General features: G+C 33.4%; 27 protein-coding genes. 6 read left to right on the top strand and 21 right to left on the bottom strand.

Annotated features, from left to right (window positions below; translation table 11 throughout):
- Window positions 1–3 precede the first annotated feature (3 nt).
- The 19 genes from C6H18_RS00595 to C6H18_RS00505 form a co-directional block, all read right to left on the bottom strand.
- Window positions 4–747, bottom strand: coding sequence for a TonB C-terminal domain-containing protein (locus tag C6H18_RS00595; protein ID WP_104721184.1), 744 nt, complete (start codon window positions 745–747; stop codon window positions 4–6).
- The gene (locus tag C6H18_RS00590; protein WP_104721183.1) at window positions 740–1,138 is read right to left on the bottom strand and encodes a biopolymer transporter ExbD; all 399 of its coding nucleotides are present in this window, start codon (window positions 1,136–1,138) and stop codon (window positions 740–742) included. Before C6H18_RS00590 ends, C6H18_RS00595 begins: the two co-directional genes overlap by 8 nt.
- A 12-nt stretch (window positions 1,139–1,150) precedes the next feature.
- Window positions 1,151–1,714 (bottom strand): MotA/TolQ/ExbB proton channel family protein, encoded by a 564-nt coding sequence (locus C6H18_RS00585; protein WP_104721182.1) that lies wholly within the window; start codon window positions 1,712–1,714, stop codon window positions 1,151–1,153.
- Window positions 1,711–2,103, bottom strand: coding sequence for an ATP synthase F1 subunit epsilon (gene atpC / locus C6H18_RS00580; protein ID WP_104721181.1), 393 nt, complete (start codon window positions 2,101–2,103; stop codon window positions 1,711–1,713). The genes C6H18_RS00585 and atpC overlap by 4 nt, the downstream gene beginning before the upstream one ends.
- A 10-nt stretch (window positions 2,104–2,113) precedes the next feature.
- On the bottom strand, window positions 2,114–3,517 hold the full coding sequence (gene atpD, locus C6H18_RS00575; RefSeq protein WP_104721195.1) for a F0F1 ATP synthase subunit beta: 1,404 nt from the start codon (window positions 3,515–3,517) through the stop codon (window positions 2,114–2,116).
- A 24-nt stretch (window positions 3,518–3,541) separates the two neighbouring features.
- Window positions 3,542–4,429 carry an ATP synthase F1 subunit gamma gene (gene atpG, locus C6H18_RS00570; RefSeq protein WP_104721180.1) on the bottom strand — a complete coding sequence of 296 codons (888 nt, stop codon included), beginning with the start codon at window positions 4,427–4,429 and terminating at the stop codon, window positions 3,542–3,544.
- 21 nt (window positions 4,430–4,450) lie between these two features.
- The gene (gene atpA, locus C6H18_RS00565) at window positions 4,451–5,965 is read right to left on the bottom strand and encodes a F0F1 ATP synthase subunit alpha (RefSeq protein WP_104721179.1); all 1,515 of its coding nucleotides are present in this window, start codon (window positions 5,963–5,965) and stop codon (window positions 4,451–4,453) included.
- Between the two features lie 22 nt (window positions 5,966–5,987).
- Entirely contained in the window at window positions 5,988–6,524 is a 537-nt protein-coding gene (locus tag C6H18_RS00560; protein WP_104721178.1) for a F0F1 ATP synthase subunit delta, read from the bottom strand.
- A 1-nt stretch (window position 6,525) separates the two neighbouring features.
- On the bottom strand, window positions 6,526–7,035 hold the full coding sequence (locus C6H18_RS00555; RefSeq protein WP_104721177.1) for a F0F1 ATP synthase subunit B: 510 nt from the start codon (window positions 7,033–7,035) through the stop codon (window positions 6,526–6,528).
- Window positions 7,036–7,045: 10 nt separating this feature from the next.
- Window positions 7,046–7,471, bottom strand: a complete 426-nt coding sequence (locus tag C6H18_RS00550; RefSeq protein WP_104721176.1) for a F0F1 ATP synthase subunit B family protein — start codon at window positions 7,469–7,471, stop codon at window positions 7,046–7,048.
- Between the two features lie 61 nt (window positions 7,472–7,532).
- Complete coding sequence (locus tag C6H18_RS00545) at window positions 7,533–8,432, bottom strand: ParB/RepB/Spo0J family partition protein (protein ID WP_104721175.1); 900 nt, start codon at window positions 8,430–8,432, stop codon at window positions 7,533–7,535.
- The gene (locus tag C6H18_RS00540; protein ID WP_104721174.1) at window positions 8,432–9,220 is read right to left on the bottom strand and encodes a ParA family protein; all 789 of its coding nucleotides are present in this window, start codon (window positions 9,218–9,220) and stop codon (window positions 8,432–8,434) included. The genes C6H18_RS00545 and C6H18_RS00540 overlap by 1 nt, the downstream gene beginning before the upstream one ends.
- 11 nt (window positions 9,221–9,231) lie before the next feature.
- Window positions 9,232–9,864 carry a biotin--[acetyl-CoA-carboxylase] ligase gene (locus C6H18_RS00535; protein ID WP_104721173.1) on the bottom strand — a complete coding sequence of 211 codons (633 nt, stop codon included), beginning with the start codon at window positions 9,862–9,864 and terminating at the stop codon, window positions 9,232–9,234.
- On the bottom strand, window positions 9,864–10,760 hold the full coding sequence (locus C6H18_RS00530; RefSeq protein ID WP_104721172.1) for a methionyl-tRNA formyltransferase: 897 nt from the start codon (window positions 10,758–10,760) through the stop codon (window positions 9,864–9,866). Before C6H18_RS00530 ends, C6H18_RS00535 begins: the two co-directional genes overlap by 1 nt.
- A gap of 10 nt (window positions 10,761–10,770) precedes the next feature.
- The gene (proB, locus tag C6H18_RS00525) at window positions 10,771–11,553 is read right to left on the bottom strand and encodes a glutamate 5-kinase (RefSeq protein ID WP_104721171.1); all 783 of its coding nucleotides are present in this window, start codon (window positions 11,551–11,553) and stop codon (window positions 10,771–10,773) included.
- The gene (gene obgE / locus C6H18_RS00520) at window positions 11,553–12,620 is read right to left on the bottom strand and encodes a GTPase ObgE (RefSeq protein WP_104721170.1); all 1,068 of its coding nucleotides are present in this window, start codon (window positions 12,618–12,620) and stop codon (window positions 11,553–11,555) included. The genes proB and obgE overlap by 1 nt, the downstream gene beginning before the upstream one ends.
- Window positions 12,621–12,674: 54 nt before the next feature.
- Window positions 12,675–12,932, bottom strand: coding sequence for a 50S ribosomal protein L27 (rpmA, locus tag C6H18_RS00515; RefSeq protein ID WP_104721169.1), 258 nt, complete (start codon window positions 12,930–12,932; stop codon window positions 12,675–12,677).
- A gap of 23 nt (window positions 12,933–12,955) precedes the next feature.
- On the bottom strand, window positions 12,956–13,270 hold the full coding sequence (gene rplU, locus C6H18_RS00510; protein WP_199770095.1) for a 50S ribosomal protein L21: 315 nt from the start codon (window positions 13,268–13,270) through the stop codon (window positions 12,956–12,958).
- A gap of 160 nt (window positions 13,271–13,430) precedes the next feature.
- Entirely contained in the window at window positions 13,431–13,802 is a 372-nt protein-coding gene (locus tag C6H18_RS00505; RefSeq protein WP_104721167.1) for a RidA family protein, read from the bottom strand.
- 84 nt (window positions 13,803–13,886) lie between these two features.
- Here C6H18_RS00505 and C6H18_RS00500 point away from each other — a divergent pair, with 84 nt between their 5' ends.
- The 5 genes from C6H18_RS00500 to mog are packed head-to-tail and all read left to right on the top strand — an operon-like array spanning window position 13,887 to window position 15,976.
- Window positions 13,887–14,267, top strand: coding sequence for a hypothetical protein (locus C6H18_RS00500; RefSeq protein WP_104721166.1), 381 nt, complete (start codon window positions 13,887–13,889; stop codon window positions 14,265–14,267).
- Between the two features lie 20 nt (window positions 14,268–14,287).
- Window positions 14,288–14,509: a MoaD/ThiS family protein gene (locus tag C6H18_RS00495; RefSeq protein WP_104721165.1), complete on the top strand. Its 222-nt coding sequence runs from the start codon at window positions 14,288–14,290 to the stop codon at window positions 14,507–14,509.
- On the top strand, window positions 14,509–14,964 hold the full coding sequence (locus C6H18_RS00490) for a molybdopterin synthase catalytic subunit (RefSeq protein ID WP_104721164.1): 456 nt from the start codon (window positions 14,509–14,511) through the stop codon (window positions 14,962–14,964). Before C6H18_RS00495 ends, C6H18_RS00490 begins: the two co-directional genes overlap by 1 nt.
- Complete coding sequence (gene mobB / locus C6H18_RS00485; protein ID WP_104721163.1) at window positions 14,961–15,446, top strand: molybdopterin-guanine dinucleotide biosynthesis protein B; 486 nt, start codon at window positions 14,961–14,963, stop codon at window positions 15,444–15,446. Before C6H18_RS00490 ends, mobB begins: the two co-directional genes overlap by 4 nt.
- Window positions 15,446–15,976 (top strand): molybdopterin adenylyltransferase, encoded by a 531-nt coding sequence (mog, locus tag C6H18_RS00480; RefSeq protein ID WP_104721162.1) that lies wholly within the window; start codon window positions 15,446–15,448, stop codon window positions 15,974–15,976. The genes mobB and mog overlap by 1 nt, the downstream gene beginning before the upstream one ends.
- Window positions 15,977–16,120: 144 nt before the next feature.
- Here the strand turns inward: mog and sppA are convergent, their stop codons facing one another.
- Window positions 16,121–16,990 carry a signal peptide peptidase SppA gene (sppA, locus tag C6H18_RS00475; protein ID WP_233704008.1) on the bottom strand — a complete coding sequence of 290 codons (870 nt, stop codon included), beginning with the start codon at window positions 16,988–16,990 and terminating at the stop codon, window positions 16,121–16,123.
- Between the two features lie 216 nt (window positions 16,991–17,206).
- Between sppA and lepA the strand changes: the two genes are divergently transcribed.
- A complete protein-coding gene (gene lepA, locus C6H18_RS00470) occupies window positions 17,207–19,009 on the top strand; it encodes a translation elongation factor 4 (protein ID WP_104721161.1) in 1,803 nt (600 codons plus the stop codon).
- Window positions 19,010–19,392: 383 nt separating this feature from the next.
- Here the strand turns inward: lepA and alaS are convergent, their stop codons facing one another.
- A complete protein-coding gene (gene alaS / locus C6H18_RS00465) occupies window positions 19,393–21,951 on the bottom strand; it encodes an alanine--tRNA ligase (RefSeq protein WP_104721160.1) in 2,559 nt (852 codons plus the stop codon).
- Window positions 21,952–21,996: the final 45 nt, after the last annotated feature.

Raw genomic sequence — 21,996 nt, 5'->3', positions numbered from 1 at the left:
ATTTCATACCTCTGTTTTAAAAGTTACAATAATATTTGTTTGATTTCCGCCCTCATATCTTGGAAATTTTTGTGTCAGCATTATATCTAAAAACTCTTGTAAAGCTGTATCAAATTCCAGATCTCCAGAAAACTTTACAATGGAATAAGAAAATTTTCCTACACTATCAATACTAATTTGCACTTCTGCTTCATATTGATTCTTATTCCATATAGGATTCCAATTTTTATACAAAATTTCTTGCACTTTTGCATAAAACTCATCATACTCTCCTTTAGGGGGAGCAAAACTCATTGTTTTTTTGACTTCTAAATTGGCTAGTATTTTTTCTAATTCGCTATTGAGATTATCTTCTTTTTGGATACTCTCACGAGATTGCTTTTTTTTAGCGATTTTATCATCTTGACTTTGGGGTTTTAATACCTCTTTTTTAAGCGGTTGTTTAGTCTCCACTTGTTGGAATAAATCATTAATTCCCAGTCCAACATTAGGAGTTTTAGAAGTATTTTTATCTTCTATGGGAATATCTTTAACTTTAGGTTCGGCTTTCTTAATACTTACTTTTGTTTCTATTTTTGGTTTTTGTTCTTCAAGGAAATCTATATGAAATGCTGTTTCTTTAAAAGCTGTATATTTTGCTATTGGTTTGCTAGAATCATTAAAATGCGTAATAAAAAAAAGAATAAGACAAACATAGCCAACAATAGCTATGCCACCGCTTATAAGAAATAAAGTAAATTTACCCATCAGTTACTAATGAAACCCTATTAAAACCTGTTTGTTTGGCTATTTTTAAAATATAAATAACATCATCATATTTCAAATCTTTGTCCGCCCTAATATATACTTGGGTGTTTTTATCATAGGCATTAGCAAAAATATTGAAACCATCAGGAAAGCTATCAAAAGTAAAAACATCGCTATTAAGGTAAATATTTCTTTTTAAATCAATACGAATTTCAATCTTTGAATCTTCTGCGATTTTTGAAGTCTTAGAGCCTTGAGGTAAAACAATCTCTTCTTGATAAGTAATAACAGGTGCAGTTACCATTAAAATTGTCAAAAGCACGAGCATAATATCCACTAAAGGCGTAATATTAAGCTCTGGATTCTCATCCCAGTTAAACTTTTTCAAAATAACTCCAAAGTTTTATTCTTTTGATGCGATTAAAACATTAATTTGTAATTGCAAATAAGTATTTAGTTCAAAAACCTTTCTTTTTAAAAAAAGGTTAAAAGAATAAGCGGGAATAGCTGTCAAAATACCTGCCGCAGTAGCTACTAATGCTTTTGAAATAATAGGAGCAATCGCATCTAAAGTTGCTTTAGAAGTAGCACCTAATTTTGAAAAAGCTTCTAAGATTTCAATAACCGTCCCAAACAAACCAATAAAAGGAGCAGTAGAAGCAACAATGGCTAAAAATGTCAAACCCAAAGTAGCATCTTTCATAGCTTTATCAAGAGAGTATTGCAAAACAGATTCTGTTATTTTCTTATCAATATTATTTAAATTAGAATAAAGTAAGGAACTTCTTGATAAAGCATTCTTGCCATTTAATAGTCCCTCTAAACATTGCTGTTCATTTGCAAGTGTCAAATATAAAGAAATATAGCGATAAAAAAATATCCAAATTACTAAAATAAAATAAAAAGACAACCAAGTAAGCACCACTATAGTTACAATGCCATACTCTTGCAAAAATGAAAATATCATAATATGCTCTTAGCATTATTTTCAATATGTGAAACAACCATTGAAAGAGCTATTTTATTGTCCGTAGATTCTTCAAGAAGTTTTTTAGCATCAGAGATAGCTCTAGCTATTTCACTTTCGTTGCTTCCATTAATATCTACCGCACCATCTACAAGCACATCAACGCTTTGCTCATCAACTCTTACATAGCCCCAATTAATAGCAACCATCTCTTTTTTGTCATCTAATCTTTGCACCTCTACAACACCCGCCCTTAATGTCGTAACTATGCCAACATGTCCGGGTAGAACACCAAACTCTCCCTCACTTCCGGGAAGGGTAACAGACTTCACATCATTAGAAAAAATCTTCCCCTCTGGAGTAACAATATCTAATTTTAAGGTTTCCATTTAAGGCTCCTTAGGAATTTGCCTTCATTTTCTCTGCTTTTTCAAGAACCTCATTAATATTTCCTACCATATAAAAGGCATTTTCTGGAATATTGTCGTATTTACCCTCTAAAATCCCTCTAAAACCTTCTAAGGTTTCTTGCAAAGTTACATATTTGCCGGGGCTACCCGTAAAGACTTCTGCTACGAAAAAGGGCTGTGAAAGAAATTTTTCTATTTTCCTTGCTCTTTCAACAACCTTTTTATCTTCTTCTGAAAGCTCATCCATACCCAAAATAGCAATAATATCTTGTAAATCTTTATATTTTTGCAAAACCTGTTGCACACTAGTTGCAATCTTATAGTGCTCTTCACCCACTACTTGAGGATCTAAGATTCTTGAAGTTGAATCAAGCGGATCAACAGCTGGATAAATCCCTTTTTCAGCAATCTTTCTATTTAAAACTGTTGTAGCATCAAGATGAGCAAAAACAGAAGCTGGTGCTGGGTCTGTTAAGTCATCAGCTGGAACATAAACCGCTTGAACAGAAGTAATAGAACCTTTTTTAGTAGAGGTAATTCTCTCTTGTAATTTTCCCATTTCACTTGCTAAGGTAGGTTGATAACCAACCGCTGAAGGAATCCTTCCTAATAATGCAGACATTTCAGCACCTGATTGGGCATATCTAAAAATATTATCAATAAACATTAAAACATCTAAACCTTTCTCATCTCGAAAGTATTCCGCCATTGTCAAACCTGTAAATGCGATTCTATTTCTAGCACCTGGTGGTTCATTCATCTGCCCATAACATAGAGCAACTTTATCTAATACTCCAGATTCTTTCATTTCGTGATACAAGTCATTCCCCTCACGAGTCCTCTCACCAACACCAGCAAAAACAGAATAACCACTATGTTTAAATGCAACATTATGAATAAGTTCCATAATAACAACGGTTTTACCAACACCTGCACCACCAAACAATCCAACTTTACCACCTTTTGAATAGGGAGCTAGTAAATCTACTACCTTGATTCCCGTTTCAAACATTTCTGTTTTTGTGCTTTGGTTCTCAAAGCTTGGAGTGCTTCTATGAATAGACCATTTTTCAACTTCCTTTAAATCCTCTCCGCCATCAATAACATCCCCAATTACATTAAAAATCCTACCCAAAACTTGCTCCCCCACAGGAACAGAAATAGGGCTTCCTTTTGCAACTACTCTCTCTCCTCTTGTCAATCCCTCTGTCATATCCATAGCAATTGCACGGATTCTATTATCTCCTATATGCGCTGCTACTTCTAAAATCAATTTATGGTTTTGACCATCTATATCAAAATTAATCTCTAATGCTTCGTTAATTGAGGGAAGATAAGATTCAAAATCTACATCTACAACAGGTCCCATAACTTGAATTATTTTTCCTACCATATTTTCTGACATTTATCACACTCCTTATTTCATCGACTCAACGCCGGTATTAATTTCTACCAACTCTGTTGTAATAGCTTCTTGTCTTGCTTTATTATAAGCAATTGTTAAACTTTTTGCTAATTCGCCCGCATTACTCGTTGCCGCATCCATTGCTTGCATCCTTGCGCTATGTTCAGCTGCTAAAGAATCCACCAATGCAAAATACATACTAAATTCTACATATTTGTTAGCTAATTGATTTAATATTTCATTTTCTTGTTCATTGGGCTCTACTTCTAAAATTGAACTACATACTTGGGGTAATTCGATAGCTTCAATGGGTAATAATTGCGAAACTTTCATTTCTTGAGAAATCATATTTTTAAACCCATTATGAATCAAAATAATTTTTGAAGTTACACCATTTAAATAATCTTCAACAGCTTTATTGATAAACTCAGCTGCTTTAGCATAATCTGGGGAAGCACTTAAGCCAACCACACTATCTAATACTTCAATTTCATTAAATCTATAATATTCAACAGCTTTTTTACCAATCACGCGTAAGCGGACTTTCATGTCTTTAAGCTTATGCTCTGCTATAAGTCGATTAACCTCTTTAATGGTATTAATATTAAACCCTCCACATAACCCTTTATCTGCAGTAACAAGAACAATATCTACAAGATTTAAATTCTTATTTTCAAGAAAGAAATAGGGATTATCAACCGCACTATTGCCATTAGATACTTTAGCTTTAATTTCTGCAAGAACTTCTACAATTTTATTAGCATATACTTTTGAGCGTCTAGCCATCTCATCAGCTTTTTTAAGCTTAGAAGTAGATACAAGCTTCATAGCGCGTGTAGTTTTCTGTGTATTAAGAACACTTGAAATCTGTTTTCTAATATCTTTTAGATTATTTCCCATATAGGCTCCTATACTATGCCATTATGCTGTAAAACTGGCTTTAAATTCTTCTAAAGCTTTACAAAGGGTTTCTTCAATATCCTTATCAAGCATTTTTTTAGAACGTATATCTTCAAAAATTTGTGGATATTTTGCTTCTAAGAATGGATACAAATCTGCTTCAAATTTTGTAATATTTGAAACCGCAACATCATCCATATAACCTCTAGCACCTGCAAAAATAATAACAACTTGTCGTTCAATAGGTAATGGAGAATAAGGAGGTTGCTTCAATACTTCAACCATTCTTTGACCTCTATCAAGTTGTTTTCGGCTTGTTTCATCAAGATCTGAAGCAAATTGTGCAAAAGCTTGAAGCTCTCTAAACTGAGCCAAATCTAATCTCAAAGTCCCAGAAACTTGCTTTGTCGCCTTAATTTGTGCTGCACCCCCAACGCGAGATACCGATAAACCAACATTAATAGCAGGACGAATTCCAGAATTGAAAAGATCTGTTTCAAGAAAAATTTGACCATCGGTAATAGATATAACATTTGTTGGAATGTAAGCAGCGACATCTCCCGCTTGTGTTTCAATGATAGGTAGAGCTGTCAATGATCCAGCACCTAATTCGTCATTAACTTTTGCGGCACGTTCTAATAGTCTTGAATGAAGATAAAAAACATCTCCGGGAAACGCCTCCCTGCCAGGAGGACGTCTAAGAATCAAGGACATTTCACGATAAGCCACAGCGTGCTTACTTAAATCATCATAAACAATTAAAGCGTGCCTACCATTGTCCCTAAAATATTCACCCATAGTTACACCTGCATAGGGAGCTAAATATTGCATAGCAGCAGAATCAGAAGCAGGTGCATTAACAATAATAGTGTATTCCATAGCCCCGTGCTCTTCTAATTTTCTTACAACCTGTGCTACAGTGGATTCTTTTTGCCCAATTGCAACATAAATACAAACAACATCTTGACCTTTTTGGTTAATGATAGTATCAATAGCCACTGTTGTCTTCCCTGTTTGTCTATCACCAATTATTAATTCTCTCTGCCCTCTACCAATAGGAACAAGCGCATCAATAGCTTTTAGACCTGTTTGCAAAGGCTCATGCACGGATTTTCTAGCCATAATACCAGGAGCTTTTTCTTCCATAAAACGATATTCTTTAATTTCAATAGCACCTTTTCCATCTATAGGCTCACCCAAAGCATTTAAAACGCGTCCCATTAATCCATCACCAACAGGAACACGCAAAAGTTTATTAAGCCTTTTTACTGAAGTGCCTTCCTTGATTTCTTTACCAGCTCCTAAGACAACAACACCTACACTTCCTTCTTCTAGGCTTGAAGCTAAACCTTTGTCGCCCGTATCAAATTCAACCATCTCATAAGACATTGCATTTTTAAGTCCATAAACTTTAGCAACTCCATCTGCATAAGCAACTACTTTTCCTACTTCTGCAATATCCAAATTTAATTCAAAATTATCTATCCTTTCTTTGATAATTGAACTAATTTCATCGGCTTGTAATTTCGCTACCACTACTACTCCTTAAATAATAAAATTAAAATGCTCTTAATATATGATTCTTCAAATCATTGATAAATTTATCTTGAGAAAAAGAAATTTCAATCCCCAAATCTTCAACGACCAACTTAATACCAACTTCTTGAACAATTTTTTGCTCTAAAAGTAAATTAACTCCAAGTTTCTTACTAAACTTGCTTTCAAAATCCCTCACTCTAGATTCGCCATAATCTTCATTAACCATAAGAAAAGCAATATATTCCTTTTTTAAAGATGCTACATAAGAAGATGTTTCCTTGTATAATTCTGGAAATAAATCTAATCGATTATGTTCTGCCAAGATTTTAATAAAATTTATTATCTTTACACTAATTTTATTCTCTAAAACATCTTGAATAATAAAATCAACTTTTTTTTCTGTAACAATATAAGGAGATTTAATAATTTCCTGAAACTTAATAATATCGTAAGCATTGGCAAGTTTTGCAAATATATTAATAGCCTCATTCAATTCTTCCTGTGTTGCAACTTTATAAAATGCTTTAACATATCGTTTTGCAATTAATTCTTTCATCTTATACTGCCTTTTTTAAGAGAGATTGAGCTAACACTTCTTTACTTAAAGCAATAGAATCTTTATAAAGCACTTCTTCTAAAACTTCATTGATAACGGATTTTTCAATTCTTCTTCGCTCAAAAGCCATACTTTCATTAAATTGTTTTACCAAACCTTCAAGTTCTATTCTTGTAGTTTCTTCAATTTTTTGTGCGATAACATAAGTTTCTTTATGTGCAGTTTCTATAATCTCACTCGCAACTCTTTTTGCTTCCTCTAAATCCTTAAGAGTCTTTTGCTTCTCCTTCTTAGAGGCTTGAAGTTTTTCTTGAATCTTTGCTAAAGAACTTGCTATCTCTTCTCTCCTATCTGCAAAAATTGCTTTAATTTTATCTGCGGCAAAATAATAAATCAAAGCAAAAAAGATTACAAAATTAATAGTTCTCTCAATAATATCTATTTCTCCTGTCCCACTAGCGGCTAAAAGCATATAAGGAATAACTGCCAATAAAATAAAGATTTTTTTCACTTATTTCTCCTTATAGTTTCTCAAGCTTAGCCTGTAAATTTTGCTTAAAGACTGGTATTTGCAACGATAATGAAGTCCTCAAAAGTTCTTTTTCATTTTGCAAATTTACAACAAAATCATTATATTTTCGCTCTAACTCTTCTCTCTTTTGTGCAATCTTTATCTCTGCATTTTTTTTAGCACTCTCATGGGCTTTATTCTTAATAATAGCGGCTTCTTTTTTAGCATTTTTCAATATCTCTTCTATCTCATCTTGCAATGCTTTAACATCTGTCATATTCTCTTGGATACCCTCACTATCTCTCCTAATAGAATCCTCTCTAGTATCCATAAAATGAAGCAATGGTTTATATAAGATATCATTTAACAAATACACCAAGATAAGAAAAATGCCGAATACTAGTGCCATTACCCACAAATCTGGGATAATAGTCATTTGAACTCCTTTCTTTAATTTAGATATATTTTATTGTATCACGAATCTTTCTAAGTTTTTCTTAAAACCTTTCATTTAGTAAAATATTCTTAAACCTTTTTACCTCCTCATCGTTACTAAATTCTACAATTAATTTATTTTTAATAAAATTCGCTGAAATTTTATTGGAATGTAGAATTACACAAATATTTTCTAACTGCTTCATTAGTGTTTTATTATTTGTATTTGTAGGTTGTAGAGTATTATTTTTTGAAACAGAATTACTTTTATTATCTTTTATATTTTTAACAATTTTCTCTGTTTGATGCACACTTAATTTTTGTCCAACAATAGAATTAGCCACCATTATTTGTTGCTTTGCAGGTAATGTTACAAGAATCTTAGCGTGTCCTTGTGAAATCTTATTTTCTAAAACATACTTTTGAACCTCTTTATCAAGTTCTAAAAGCCTTAAAGTATTGGTAATTTGCGCTCTTGATTTTGAGAGACGTTTAGCGACTTCCTCGTGCGTAATTCCATAATATTCAATTAACTCCTTATAAGAACGGGCTAAATCAATAGGATTTAAATCTTCTCTTTGGATATTTTCAATCAAAGCAAGTTCTCTTAATTTTTCTTCTTGAACTTCAACAATAATTGCTTTAATACTAGTTTTTCCTGCAATTTTACTAGCCCTAAGACGTCTCTCTCCTGCAATTAAATAATAAGAATCAGATTCTTTAATGTTTTCATAAACTAAAACTGGCTGCAATAGCCCATATTGATTAATAGAATCAGCTAACTCCTGCAAACTTTTATTATCAAAATTTTTTCGTGGTTGTAATGGATTAGGTTTAATACTATCAATATCAATTTCAACAACCAAACCCGAGTTATCATTTAAGTCTTTTTGGTAAGCCTCTTCTACCTCACCTAAAATCGCACTTAATCCTCTCCCCAATCCTACAGACTTTTTAGCCATTAAGCCCTCTTTAAAATGGCTTTTGCAAGGTTTTGATAGGCTATATTGCCCTGTGAGCGAATATCGTATAATATTACAGGCTTCCCAAAACTTGGAGATTCCGCTAATTTAATATTTCTAGGAATCACGATTGTATTTTGAGTATCGCTAATCTTAATAAGTTGCTCATCAAAATGTTGCAATAAATCTGCAAAAACCTGCCTTGAAAGATTATTTTGGGAGCTATACATTGTTGGCAATAAGCCTTTAATAGCCAAATTTGGATTAATCTCTTTACGCAAAAGTTTGATAGTATTTAAAAGTTGCGCTAACCCCTCTAAAGCAAAAAATTCACATTGAATAGGAATAATAACAGAATGCGAAGCACTAAGTGCATTAATCGTTAAGGGACCAAGTGCTGGGGGTGAATCAATGATGATATAATCATATACACCAAGAACATCTTCAATTTTCTTTTTTAATATCAACTCTCTACCGCTTCTTTTTTGGTTATAAAATTCCTTTTCAATACCTACTAAACCAATGTTTGATGGCGCAAGGTGCAAAGTAGTAATAGATGTCTTTTGAATAATTTGAGAAAGCTGTTTAGTCCCTATTAAAACATGATAGATATTAAACTCTATACTATTACGATGAAACCCTAAGCTTGTGGTTGCATTAGCCTGTGGATCGGCATCAATAAGCAAAACTTTTTTTTCCTCCACCGCCAATGAAGCTGCTAAATTTACAGCTGTTGTTGTTTTACCAACTCCACCTTTTTGATTAGCAATACAAATAACTTCACACATCCTTCACTCCGCTATCGCAAACTATAAATTCTCTGCCCATCAAGCAATATTGAACCATCTTCAAAAAGACTTGCATTTTTAAGAGATAGAATCTTTCCTTTATGGTGAAAATTAAAATGAAAATTATTTGGGAATTCTAACTTATATTTACTAAAAATTTGCTTCCATTTAAAAACTTCTATTTTTTCTATAAATTTCTCCAAAATCTCTTCTTGAGAAATTGGAATATCCAAAACTCCAAAATCCCTACCCTCTACTTTTAAATTCAAACCAATGCCAACTAAAATCTTATCTTCTATCAAATTACATAAAACACCACCAATTTTTTTATCTTGAATATATAAATCATTAGGCCATTTTAACCATACTTTAGAGTGATACTCTTCTAAAATACTTTTAAAAATATAACCATAGAAAATAGAAGTTGATTCTAAGGGTAAATCTTGTGGTAAAGAATCCTTATAAAGAGCAAAAGAAAAATACATTCCTTCTTTTACTGCTTCCCACGCATTACCCCTGCTTCCTATGCCTTTATTTTGATGATGTGCTACAACCATAATAGGAGGCTTTAATGAATGTTCTCTTAACTTTTCAAGCAAAAAAAGCTGGGTAGATTCTAAACATTCAAAAAATAAAATCTTCATTATTCCAATATATCCCCTTCTTTAAGCCTCCTCCCTTGTAAATACTGATACGCACTCACGATATTCTTAGAGGGTGCTTGTAAAAACTCAATCCACATACTCCCTTGTTTTGTTCCTAGTAAAACTTTTTCTTTGGTGATTTTAAGAATTAAACCTGCTGGATTTTTAGAATCTACCTCCTCTAAAGTTAATCCCCTCATTTTTAAACCATTTTTTAAAAATATTCCTGGCCAACTCTCATAAGCAAGAGATTTTAAAACAATTTCTTGGGCATTATCTAATGCAACTTCCCCAAATTCTTTTTTAATCTTTTTACAAAAGCTACTTTCACACTCTCTTTGTTTCAAAGGCACGATGCAATCTTTTCTTTCTAAAAACTCTAAAATTAGCTCTGCTGCTAATTGCGATAATTGTTCAAACAATTCTACAGCATTTTGTTGTGTATTTTTTATAACCTTTACCCCTAAAACATCCCCACAATCCAAACCTTCTTCCATTTTCATTACACTTACACCAAAATATCTCTCATTTTCTAAAATACTTGCTTGAATAGGACTTGCCCCCCTAAATTTAGGCAAAATTGAACCGTGAAGATTAATACAAGGTGCTATATTTAAAACTTCTTTTGAAAGTATCTTTCCAAAAGCCGCTACAATAATTATATCACAAGGAATACTTTGGAGATATTTTATGGTATCCTCATTAAGGTCTTGAAAGATTGGAATATCTAACTCTTTATTAAGGATTAAGGCTTTAGTAGGAGGCATTTTAAGCTGCATAGAGCGACCGGATTTTTTATCACTTTGACAAACTAATGCCTGAATATTATGATATTTTAACAAAGATTCTAAAATAACTGCCGCATAAGTTGGTGTCCCCATAAAAATGATATTCATTTGACTATCCTCACGCAGTTTCTGGAATAAAGAGTGTCCCTTGCGTATGTTTTTGCTCCAATAAAAACTCCCTTAAAACTTCAAGTTTTTTTCCACTTGATAAAAACATACTGCGCTTATTTTTTAATAAAAAATCCGCCGCTTTAAGTTTAGTAACAATCCCACCTGTTGCAAAATCATCATTAGGGGTAGGATTGGTTTCCAAATCTTCTTTAGGGATAGAATGGACAATTTTACGCATTTTCGCATTAGGATTAATTTGTGGATTGTCCTCATAATAACCCTCTACATCACTTAAAATTGCCAACATTGAAGCATTAAAATAATGCGTTACTTTAGCAGAAAGCTGATCATTATCTCCAAAACCCAAAAAAGCCAATTCTCCAGTAGCAGTTACATCATTTTCATTAATAATAGGCAAAATCTTATTTTTTAACAATACCTCAATAACATTTCTAGCATTTTGCGTCCGCTTCCTTGAATCAAATTCATAATTAGAAATTAAAAGTTGTGCGCTAGTAATTTGATACTGCCTTAGGGATTCTGCATAAATTTTCATCAATAAAGGCTGACCAATAGCCGCTAATGCCTGTTTGTTCTCCACAATATCTTTATTAAGGTTTAAGGAAGTAAAACCTGATGCAACAGCCCCAGAAGATACCAAAATAATTTCATAATACCCCATTAATTCTGCTATTAGCTGACTTAGAGCGTGTATTTGAGTTAGATTAATCTTTTGATCTTTAACCAAAACAGCACTCCCTACCTTTAAAACAATCCTATTTTTTAACATCAATCCTCCTTTATGTTTTGGTATAAAAAAAACTTTAATATCTCTAAATTTTTTGCACTAATGCTAGAAACCCCAATAGCAAATAAAGGTTCATCACCCTTAATAGTTCTGCCAAAAGAATCTTTTTCTTGCTTAAGCCAACAAAAAGGTTTTTCTTCTTTAAAAAGAAATCCAAAAGTTCTTAAAAACTCCTCCAATATTTCAATATTTTCATTGGCATCTATTTTTGAAAACATAATTCCATAAGGTTTGCTTGATAAATCTTCACTAAAGATTCTTAATTCCTCCCTTAAAATCCTAAATTGTTCCACCAATGAACGATGATTGGCAACATCAAGCACAAAAAGTAAAAATCTCGTTCTTTCAATATGTTGTAAAAACTTAATGCCAAGCCCTTTGCCATCACTAGCACCACTAATAATTCCCGGAATATCCGCCATAACAAAAGATTGGTATTCATCAATACTTACAATCCCCAAAGAAGGGATTAAGGTCGTAAATTCATAATTTGCAATTTCTGGCTTTGCATTAGATAGCACCGATATAAGGGTAGATTTACCAACATTAGGAAAACCAACCAATCCTACATCAGCAATTAGCTTTAATTCTAATCTCACTTTTTTTTCAATGCCTGACAAACCTAGCTGTGCATAAGTAGGACGTTGATTGGTAGAACTTTTAAAATGAACATTACCAAGCCCTCCTTTGCCTCCTTTGAGGAATAAAACCAATTCCCCTTCTTCTACCAAATCAAGCAATAAAATATTATTTTGCACATCAAAAACCTGAGTCCCGGGCGGAACTACGATAATTAAATCATCACCCTTTTTTCCATATCTATTACACCCCATTCCCGGCTTACCATTATGTGCTTTAAAAACCTTATGTCCTCTAAAATGTGAAAGAGTGTTGGTGTTTCTATCAACTTTAAAATAAACATCACCACCCTTTCCTCCATCTCCTCCATCTGGACCGCCATTAATAACAAATTTCTCTTTGCGAAAAGAGACAGCACCGGCTCCGCCTTTTCCAGAAGATACAAGAATCTCAACGCTATCAATAAACATAAAAATCCTAAAAGATTTATTAAGAAGAAACCCCTTAAAGGGGCTTAAAGAAGCTTAAGAAGCAGGATAAATAGAAACTTTTTTACGATTTCTATCTTTTCTTTCAAAAGAAACGATACCATCAATTAAAGCAAAAATGGTATGATCTTTTCCAATTCCAACATTATTACCGGGATGCACTTTTGTCCCTCTTTGGCGAATGATAATATTTCCCGCACGAACAAACTCTCCACCAAACTTTTTAACACCTAGGCGACGTCCAGCTGAATCGCGATTATTCTGAGTACTTCCTTGACCTTTCTTATGTGCCATTACAACTCCTTAATTGTAGCAATCTATGCAGTAATTTTAATAACACGAACGCGTGTAAAATCTCTCCTAAAACCTCTTTTGGTTTTACTATCCTTTCTACGACGTTTCTTAAAAGTGATAACTTTCTTGCCTCTACCCTCATTAATAACTTCAAGCTCTACTTGAGCACCTGCAACATAAGGTGTCCCAATTGTTATGTTATTTTCTTCACAAAGGGCTAAGACTTCTTTCACTTCAACTTTTGACTTTGGCTCAAGGTTTAAGCAATCAAGCAATATAACATCGCCTTCACTTACCTTGTATTGTTTGCCTCCATTCTGAATGATTGCATACATTATACAATTCCTTATGATTTGAAATTTTGAAGTTTCATTATTATTTAAGACAATAAAACCCCAAATTGTAACAGAATCTTTTTTAAATAATATTTAAGCATAGCCTTAACAACACTTAATTCTTGATTTTAAATGTATTTTTATATTTTAAATTTTAAGCTTTTTATTTTAAGGCGATACATTCAATTTCAACCAAAGCATCTTTAGGCAATGTTTTAACCGCAACAGTACTCCTTGCAGGTTTATGTTCGCCAAAAAACTCCTCATAAATTTCATTAACTTTAGCAAAATATTCCATATCACTTAAAAAAATTGTTGTCTTAACAACCTTATTTAAACCACTATTTGCCTCCCTTAAAACCGCTTGTAAATTATTTAAAACCTGCCTAGTTTGTTTCTCAATACCTACTACTAAATCTCCCTTTGGTGTAAGACCAATTTGTCCAGAAGTAAAAACCATTCCATTGACGCAAATTGCTTGTGAATAAGGACCTATGGCTTGTGGGGCATCTTTTGTAGAAACAATTTCTAACATTTTTTCTCCTTTACTTTATTCTTTAAATAGTATAAAATTATAACAATACATAACTAAAAAAGCTCTTCTCAACAAAGGAAAATTATGAAGCTTTTCTTTAAAGTCATTCCAACAAATGCTTTCTTCCTCTTTATGGTTTTTATTCCATTAAATGCAGAAAATTTCTTAGAAATTTCTTCTAACAAACCTACCCAAACCTTAGTCTTAATGCTTTCACAAAATGATCAGAACTTCATAGAAGAGATGCAAAAATACCCTAAAAATACTGCATTTTTTATTGATGGAAGAACAGAAAAAATTATTTCTACAAATAACCCCCCTAAACTCCCAATAATACAAGAAATACCAAAAGCTACTCCAACTACTCCACAAAAAGACAAAGCTTTGCCAAAAGCAAAAAAACTTCAAAAGCTAAACCAAATACCCTACCAAATGCAAGAAGAAAGAATTCAGCTTTTACGATAATTTAAAACCAAGGATTTATAATGATAGAAATCGAATTTTTAGGACCACTAGGAAATAAGGTGTTACAAAGTAATGCAAAAGATTTCTATGATCTCAAACAAGAATTACAGCAGATTCCAGAAATACGCATTTGGCTTGAAGATTGTGCGATTGCGCTTAATAATGAAATAGTTACCTCTTTAGACACTCCTTTAAAATCTGGGGATAGAATCCTACTCTTACCTCCAGTATGCGGTGGATAATGCAAACAAAAATAATAGGATTAGAACTCTTTGATGGGGCTTTAGATACCAAAGTAATTTATGCAAATTGGTATGATTTTGCTAGTAGCAATAATCTTGGAGCCAATAGTATCTTTACAGGAATTGTCCGTGCAGAAAATGGATATGAAGGTTTAAGTTTTGATATTTATGAACCCCTTTTAGAAGAATGGTTTTTGCGTTGGAGTGAAAATGCCTCCCAAAAAGGAGTCTTTTTAAAAATGGCACATTCTAAGGGAGATGTTTTAAATCATCAAAGCTCTTATATGGCGGGAGTTTTTAGCCAAAAACGGCGTGCTTGTTTGGATATTTTCGAAAGCTTTATTGAAGACTTTAAGCACAAAGCCCCTATTTGGAAATATGACATTAAAAACAACCAAAGATTTTATGCTAAAGAAAGAAGTCATAAACTTCCATTTAGCGGAATACTATCGTGAGAATCCTTGTTTTTAGCGGAAATTCCAATAGTGGCAAAACCACGCTTATTGAAAAACTCTCCCTTTTCTTACAACCCAATAAAAAGGTTAGCATCATTAAACACGACCCAAAGGATAAAGCCATCTTTGATACAGCAGGAAAGGATTCTGATAGATTCTATAAAAGTGGAGCAAATATAGCAATTTTAAGCCCCACACAGACAACTTTGCGTTTTCATACTCCTTTAAATATCACAGAAATTATTAAATACTTTCAAGGCTCTGATTATCTCTTCATCGAAGGACTTAAAGAGCTTCCATTCCCAAAAATAACAATCGCTAGAGAAAGTTTAGATGAACGTTTCTTTGCTTTTAGCAGTGCTTTAGCTATTGATGAGAGCATTAAAGATTATTCAAAAATCCCTAAAAATATCGATATTTTAAACTTAAACAATATACAAGAAATACTCCATTGGATTAATACAAACATAAAGGATACATAATGAAAGAAGCAAAAATTGGGATTCTAACACTATCTGATAGAGCAAGTGCTGGAATCTATGAAGATATTTCAGGAAATGCCATTATTGCAACCTTGCAAGAATACCTCCTTTCTCCTTGGAAAAGCATCTATAAAGTCATAGCCGATGAACAAAAAGAAATTGAAAAATATCTCATAGAGTTTGCAGATAAAGAAGAATGCGATTTAATCATTACCACAGGTGGAACAGGACCAGCAAAGAGAGATGTAACGCCAGAGGCTACAGAAGCCGTATGCCAAAAAATCCTTCCGGGTTTTGGTGAGCTTATGCGACAAACTAGCTTACAATATGTCCCAACTGCAATCCTCTCAAGACAAACTGCAGGAATTAGAAACAAAACTCTCATTCTTAACCTACCAGGTAAGCCAAAATCTATTAGAGAGTGCTTAGACGCTGTATTTCCTGCTATTCCTTATTGTTTGGACTTAATAGGAGGAAGTTATTTGCAAACTAACGAATCCGTCATCAAAGCTTTTCGCCCTAAAAGCTAAAAATTATTTCATAAATAAAATTAAGAGGAAACCATCCTCCCCTCACAAATCCCTACAAATTTAGCCAACACCGGCATTGAATCAATACAACAAAAACCAAAGGGTTAGTTATACATCAACACTCAATATTACACTCACATTAATTTATCTTAAAATAAGATTAAAGATTCTATAAGCCGCCCCTTCAATGCCTAATGCGATATTATCACCAAGTAATTTTTGTAGGTATAATTCAAATTTATCCTTTTGCAACCAATGAGGCTCTTCAATCCCTGCAAGCGTATAAAGTTTATTTTGTGCCTCATAAATACTTCCTATCTCATCAATTAATCCAAGCTTTAAAGCATTAGCAGCACTTAAGATTCTACCTTGCGCAAAATACTCTTGATTATTTATATCTAACCCTCTAGCTTGCACCACATCATTGACAAACATTTTGTATTGTTCTTGAATTAATCCCTCCAACATCTCTTCTTCTAAAGAATTCCAAGGACGCATAAAAGTCCCCGCTTCTTTATAATCTCCTGCTTTTAAACTTTGAGATTTAATGCCTAATTTTTGAGCTAACTCACTAATATCCACACCATTTAAAATTACTCCAATAGAACCCAACAAAGCACCTTTGTTAGCAATAATAAAATTTGCCCACATTCCCGCTAAATAGCTACCACTTGCCATAGAATCTTGCGCATAAGCAACAATGGGCTTAATTTTACTTACCCTTTTAATCGCCTCTGAAATCTCTACACTAGGAGCTACTCCACCACCAGGAGAATTAATAACAAGCAAAATACCTTTAATATTTGGATTTTGTTCTAATTGATAAAACTCTTCTAAAAAACTCTCACTTTGCATAATAGGACCCACTAAATCAATCCTTGCTACATTAGCCTCATCATTCTCCTCTCCACCACCGGAAAAAAAGATTAAAAAAACAATCAATAAAAATACCAAAGCCTTAAAATACTTCATAATAAAGTCAAAAGGTGCTAATAAAATCTTCAAAAAACTCAAACGCTTTCCTTATGCAAAAAAAATAAGACTAAAATTATAACCAAAATTCTTAGCAATCCTTACCTTACTTCCATAATCTTACCCTAATAATTCTTAGCCTTAATCCCCACAAAACCACACAATCCTATGCGTATTTACACGCCTTAAGACTTAACATTCTATAAGCTTTTTTATGTTTAGATTCATAATATACTTTTGACATTAAGGTTAATTTTAATGAATAATCCTCTACACTTTATTCGTAATTTTTCGATTATTGCCCATATTGATCACGGAAAATCCACCTTAGCAGATTGCCTCATACAAGCTTGTGGGGCAATTACAGAACGTGAAATGAGTTCCCAAATAATGGATACTATGGATATTGAAAAAGAAAGAGGAATCACCATAAAAGCACAAAGCGTGAGATTAAATTACAACTATGAAGGACAATCTTATATCTTAAACCTTATTGATACCCCCGGACATGTAGATTTTAGCTATGAAGTTTCGCGCTCCCTTGCTTCCTGTGAAGGGGCTTTATTAGTCGTTGATGCTAGTCAAGGTGTAGAAGCCCAAACCATTGCTAATGTCTATATCGCATTAGATAATAATCTTGAAATTATCCCTGTGTTAAACAAAATTGACCTTCCAGCAGCAACACCAGAACGTGTAAAATCAGAAATTGAACAAACCATTGGTTTAGATTGTTCTAACGCTTTAGAGGTTAGTGCTAAAGCAAATATTGGTATTAAAGATTTATTGGATTCCATTATTAGGCTTATTCCACCGCCTCAAGGGAAAATTGATGCACCCACTAAAGCTCTCATTTATGATTCGTGGTTTGATAATTACTTAGGGGCTTTAGCCCTTATACGCGTAATAGATGGTAGCATTAAAAAGGGGCAAAATATTTATATTATGGGAAGCAAAAAGAATCATCAAGTCTTAGATTTACTCTATCCCCATCCCATAAAAGGACAAAAAACAAAAGAAATAAAAACCGGAGAAATTGGCATTGTAGTTTTGGGATTAAAAAATGTAACAGACATTGCCGTTGGAGATACCATTACAGACTTTAACAACAAAACCCAAGAAGCCATCGCAGGTTTTGAACCTGCAAAGCCCTTTGTTTTTGCAGGAATTTATCCTATTGATACCAATAAATTTGAAGATTTACGTGATGCTTTAGATAAACTCAAACTTAATGATTCAAGTTTGACTTATGAGCCTGAAACTTCTGTGGCATTAGGATTTGGATTCCGCATAGGATTCTTAGGACTTTTACATATGGAAGTTATTAAAGAAAGGCTAGAGAGAGAATTTGGGTTAGATTTAATTGCTACTGCACCCACTGTCGTCTATGAAATTACCCAAACTGATGGAACTATTCTTCAAATCCAAAATCCCAGCCAATTACCTCCCGAACAAAAAATTGCTAAAATCAAAGAACCTTATGTAAAATCTACTATCATAGTCCCTAGCGAATTTTTAGGCAATATCATTACCCTACTCAACAAAAGAAGGGGTATCCAAAAAAAAATGGAATACCTACAAGAAACAAGGGTATTATTAGAATATTGGATTCCAACCAATGAAATCGTTATGGATTTTTATGATAAACTAAAATCCTGCACCAAAGGTTATGCAAGTTTTGATTATGAGCCTATTCACTATCAAGAAGGAGACTTAGTTAAGCTTGATATTAGGGTGGCTAATGAAGTTATTGATGCCTTAAGCATTATTGTCCCTAAAAGCAAAGCTTACGAAAAAGGCAAAGAGCTAATAGAAGCAATGAAAGAAATTATCCCTAGACAGCTTTTTGAAGTAGCCATTCAAGCAAGTATAGGCAATAAAATCATCGCAAGAGAAACCATTAAATCTGTGGGCAAAAATGTAACAGCAAAATGTTATGGAGGAGATATTACAAGAAAGAGAAAATTATTAGAGAAACAAAAAGAGGGCAAAAAAAGGATGAAAGCCATTGGAAAGGTATCTCTTCCACAAGAAGCTTTTTTGGCAGTGCTTAAAATTGATTAAAGAAAGCAAACTTCAATCGTTAAATTCTCATACATTCTTGCACTCTTTCATAAAAATAACAACTCCTCTTTAACCACCAATGCCACTGCACTTAATTCCTAAAATCTATCCTTTTATTGGGCTTAATCTTTTAAAAACCTTTTATAATCTAAATGCACTAACTCCAACCCCTCATTATATACATCACCACTTCATACAATGCTCTAAACTAAATCATAACTTTTTCTTAGCTTATGATAATTATCTAATAATGCCACCACTACCTTTTGGATTGTCTTACCCTTTAACCCTAGATTGTATATTCTTATCTTAAGCCTTACTCTTTAATCTCATAAGTCCCTAACACTTTCTATAAAACTAATTACTTCTTTATCTAAACTTCCTTACAAACAGCTCTGCACAAAATCTCTTGCCTCTACCAAAGATTCTTCAATTTTTTCTAAATCTTTTCCTCCAGCAGTAGCAAAATCATCTCTACCTCCACCATTGCCACCCATTCTATTAGCAACCTTTTTAACCCACTCTCCAGCTTTAATAGGGGCATTTTTAACACCAGCAGCGATTTTACCTTGCTTATTAATAAGCAAAATCGCAACTTTATCGTATTTATTTTTTGCTTCATCAATGGTGGCTTTAATATCCTCTAAATCCACCCTAGCAATAATAAGCGAAACCCCTTTTAGATTCTCTACATTAAAAGATTGTAAGCTTTTAGGCTTTTGCTGAATGTTTTTTAAAGCTTTTATCTGCTCTTTTAGTTTTTCAATCCCTACTAATAAATCTTGTGTTTTTAACGCTTCTTTTGCTTGGAATACTTGCTCTAATGCGCCTTTAGCATAATTATAAGCAGCTCTTCCACATACTGCTTCAATTCGTCTAACTCCACTACTTACTCCACTCTCTTTTACGATATAAAAACTCCCTATATTTGCAGTATTTTCTACATGAATCCCCCCACAAAGCTCAATAGAATCCCCAAAAGTAATCACCCTCACTCTCTCCCCATATTTCTCACCAAATAAAGCCATAGCTCCCTTACTTTTAGCCTCATTAAGACTCAATTCTTCCATAACCTGTGGATTAGATTCTAAAATTTTTTGATTAACGATAAATTCAATCTGTTCTAATTCTTCAGAGCTTAAAGCCTTAGGGTGAGAAAAATCAAAACGCAAACGATTGGGTTCTACCAAACTCCCAGCTTGTGCGATATGAGTCCCTAAAACATCTCTTAAAGCCTTATGCAACAAATGGGTTGCGCTATGATGCTTCATAATCTCCAATCTTGAATCATCAACTTTTATAATAACTTTATCTCCCACACTTAAAAACTCTAAAACCTCAATTTGTGAGATATTTAAGCCAAAATATTTTTTCGTATCCAACACCTTTGCTAAAAGTTCATTATTGAGATTTAAAATCTCTCCCTTATCTCCAATAGGTCCTCCACTTTCTGGATAAAGCGGGGTTTTATCAAACATTATATAGCCTCTATTTTTTAAACTCTCAACCTGCTTAAAATCCTCATTAAGCAAAGCAAGAATCTTCGCTTCAGACTTTGAAGTTTCATAGCCTATAAAAGTATTTTCTCCAAAGTCTTCCAAAAGACTTTTAAAATCTCCCTCTTTTAAACTATCTCCACTCCCCTTCCAATGAGCTTTTGCTTGTTCTTTTTGTTTTTGCATACAAACTTCAAAGCTATCCATATCTACACTCAACCCCTCTTCTCTTAGCATATCCTGTGTTAAATCCAAAGGAAATCCATAGGTATCATAAAGCCTAAAAGCTACTTCCCCGCTAAAGAGCTGATGAGTTTTTTCATTTTTGATTTTCTTTAATTCTTTACCAAAAAGACTCATACCATTTTCAAGCGTTTCAAAAAATCTCTCTTCCTCCGCTTTACATTGGGATTTTAACACCTCTTGTTTCTCTTGTAAATAAGTATAATGCTCCCCCATATACTCACAAACCACTCCTAAGACTTTATATAAAAAAGCTTCCTTAATCCCCAATAAATACCCGTGCCTAACTGCCCTACGCAAGATTCTACGCAAAACATAGCCTCTACCCTCTTTGTCAAAATTTACTCCTTGTGCTAAAAGAAAAGCTATTGCTCTTGAATGATCCGCAATTACCCTAAAACTTGCTCCACTCTCATAAACATATTTCCTCTTGGCTATCTCTTCTACTTTGGCAATTAAAGGCATAAAAATCGAAGAATCAAAATTACTCCTTTTGCCCTCTAAAAGTACCATAACGCGTTCTAAACCCATTCCTGTATCGATACTTGGCTTAGGAAGAGGTTTTAAATTCCCCTCTTTATCCCTCTCATATTGCATAAAAACAAGATTCCAAATCTCTAAAAACCTATCCCCATCTCCCCCAAAATAATCCTCCTCTCCTTTAAAATACTCCTCCCCTTGATCGACAAAAATTTCACTACAAGGTCCGCAAGGTCCGGTATCTCCCATTTGCCAAAAATTATCTTTATCCCCCATTCTCTTAATACGATTAGGGTTAATATGCGCACACCATAGTTCGTATGCCTCATCATCACTTTCGTGGATAGTTACATATAATACTTCTTTGCTAAACCCTAAAACTTCTGTAACAAACTCCCACGCATAAGCAATCGCTTCTTTCTTAAAATATCCCCCAAAGCTAAAATTTCCAAGCATTTCAAAAAGCGTGTGATGCCTTGAAGTATAGCCCACATTTTCTAAGTCATTATGTTTCCCACCAGCACGGATACACAACTGCGAACTTGTAGCAATATTAGGGGTAGGAATTGGCACTTTTCCTGTAAAAATATCTTTAAATTGCACCATCCCTGCATTAGTAAAAAGCAAACTTGCATCATCAGGCACTAATGGCATAGATTCATAAACTTTATGCCCCTTACTTTTAAAAAACTCTAAATACAAAGATCGAACATCTTTTTTCATACAAAAACCTCTAAATCAAAATAGAGGGATTTTACTTATTTTCTA

Origin of the sequence: Helicobacter mesocricetorum, assembly GCF_900198605.1 — a bacterium.
Classification (GTDB): domain Bacteria; phylum Campylobacterota; class Campylobacteria; order Campylobacterales; family Helicobacteraceae; genus Helicobacter_D; species Helicobacter_D mesocricetorum.
This window is presented reverse-complemented; position numbering and strand designations above follow the sequence as displayed.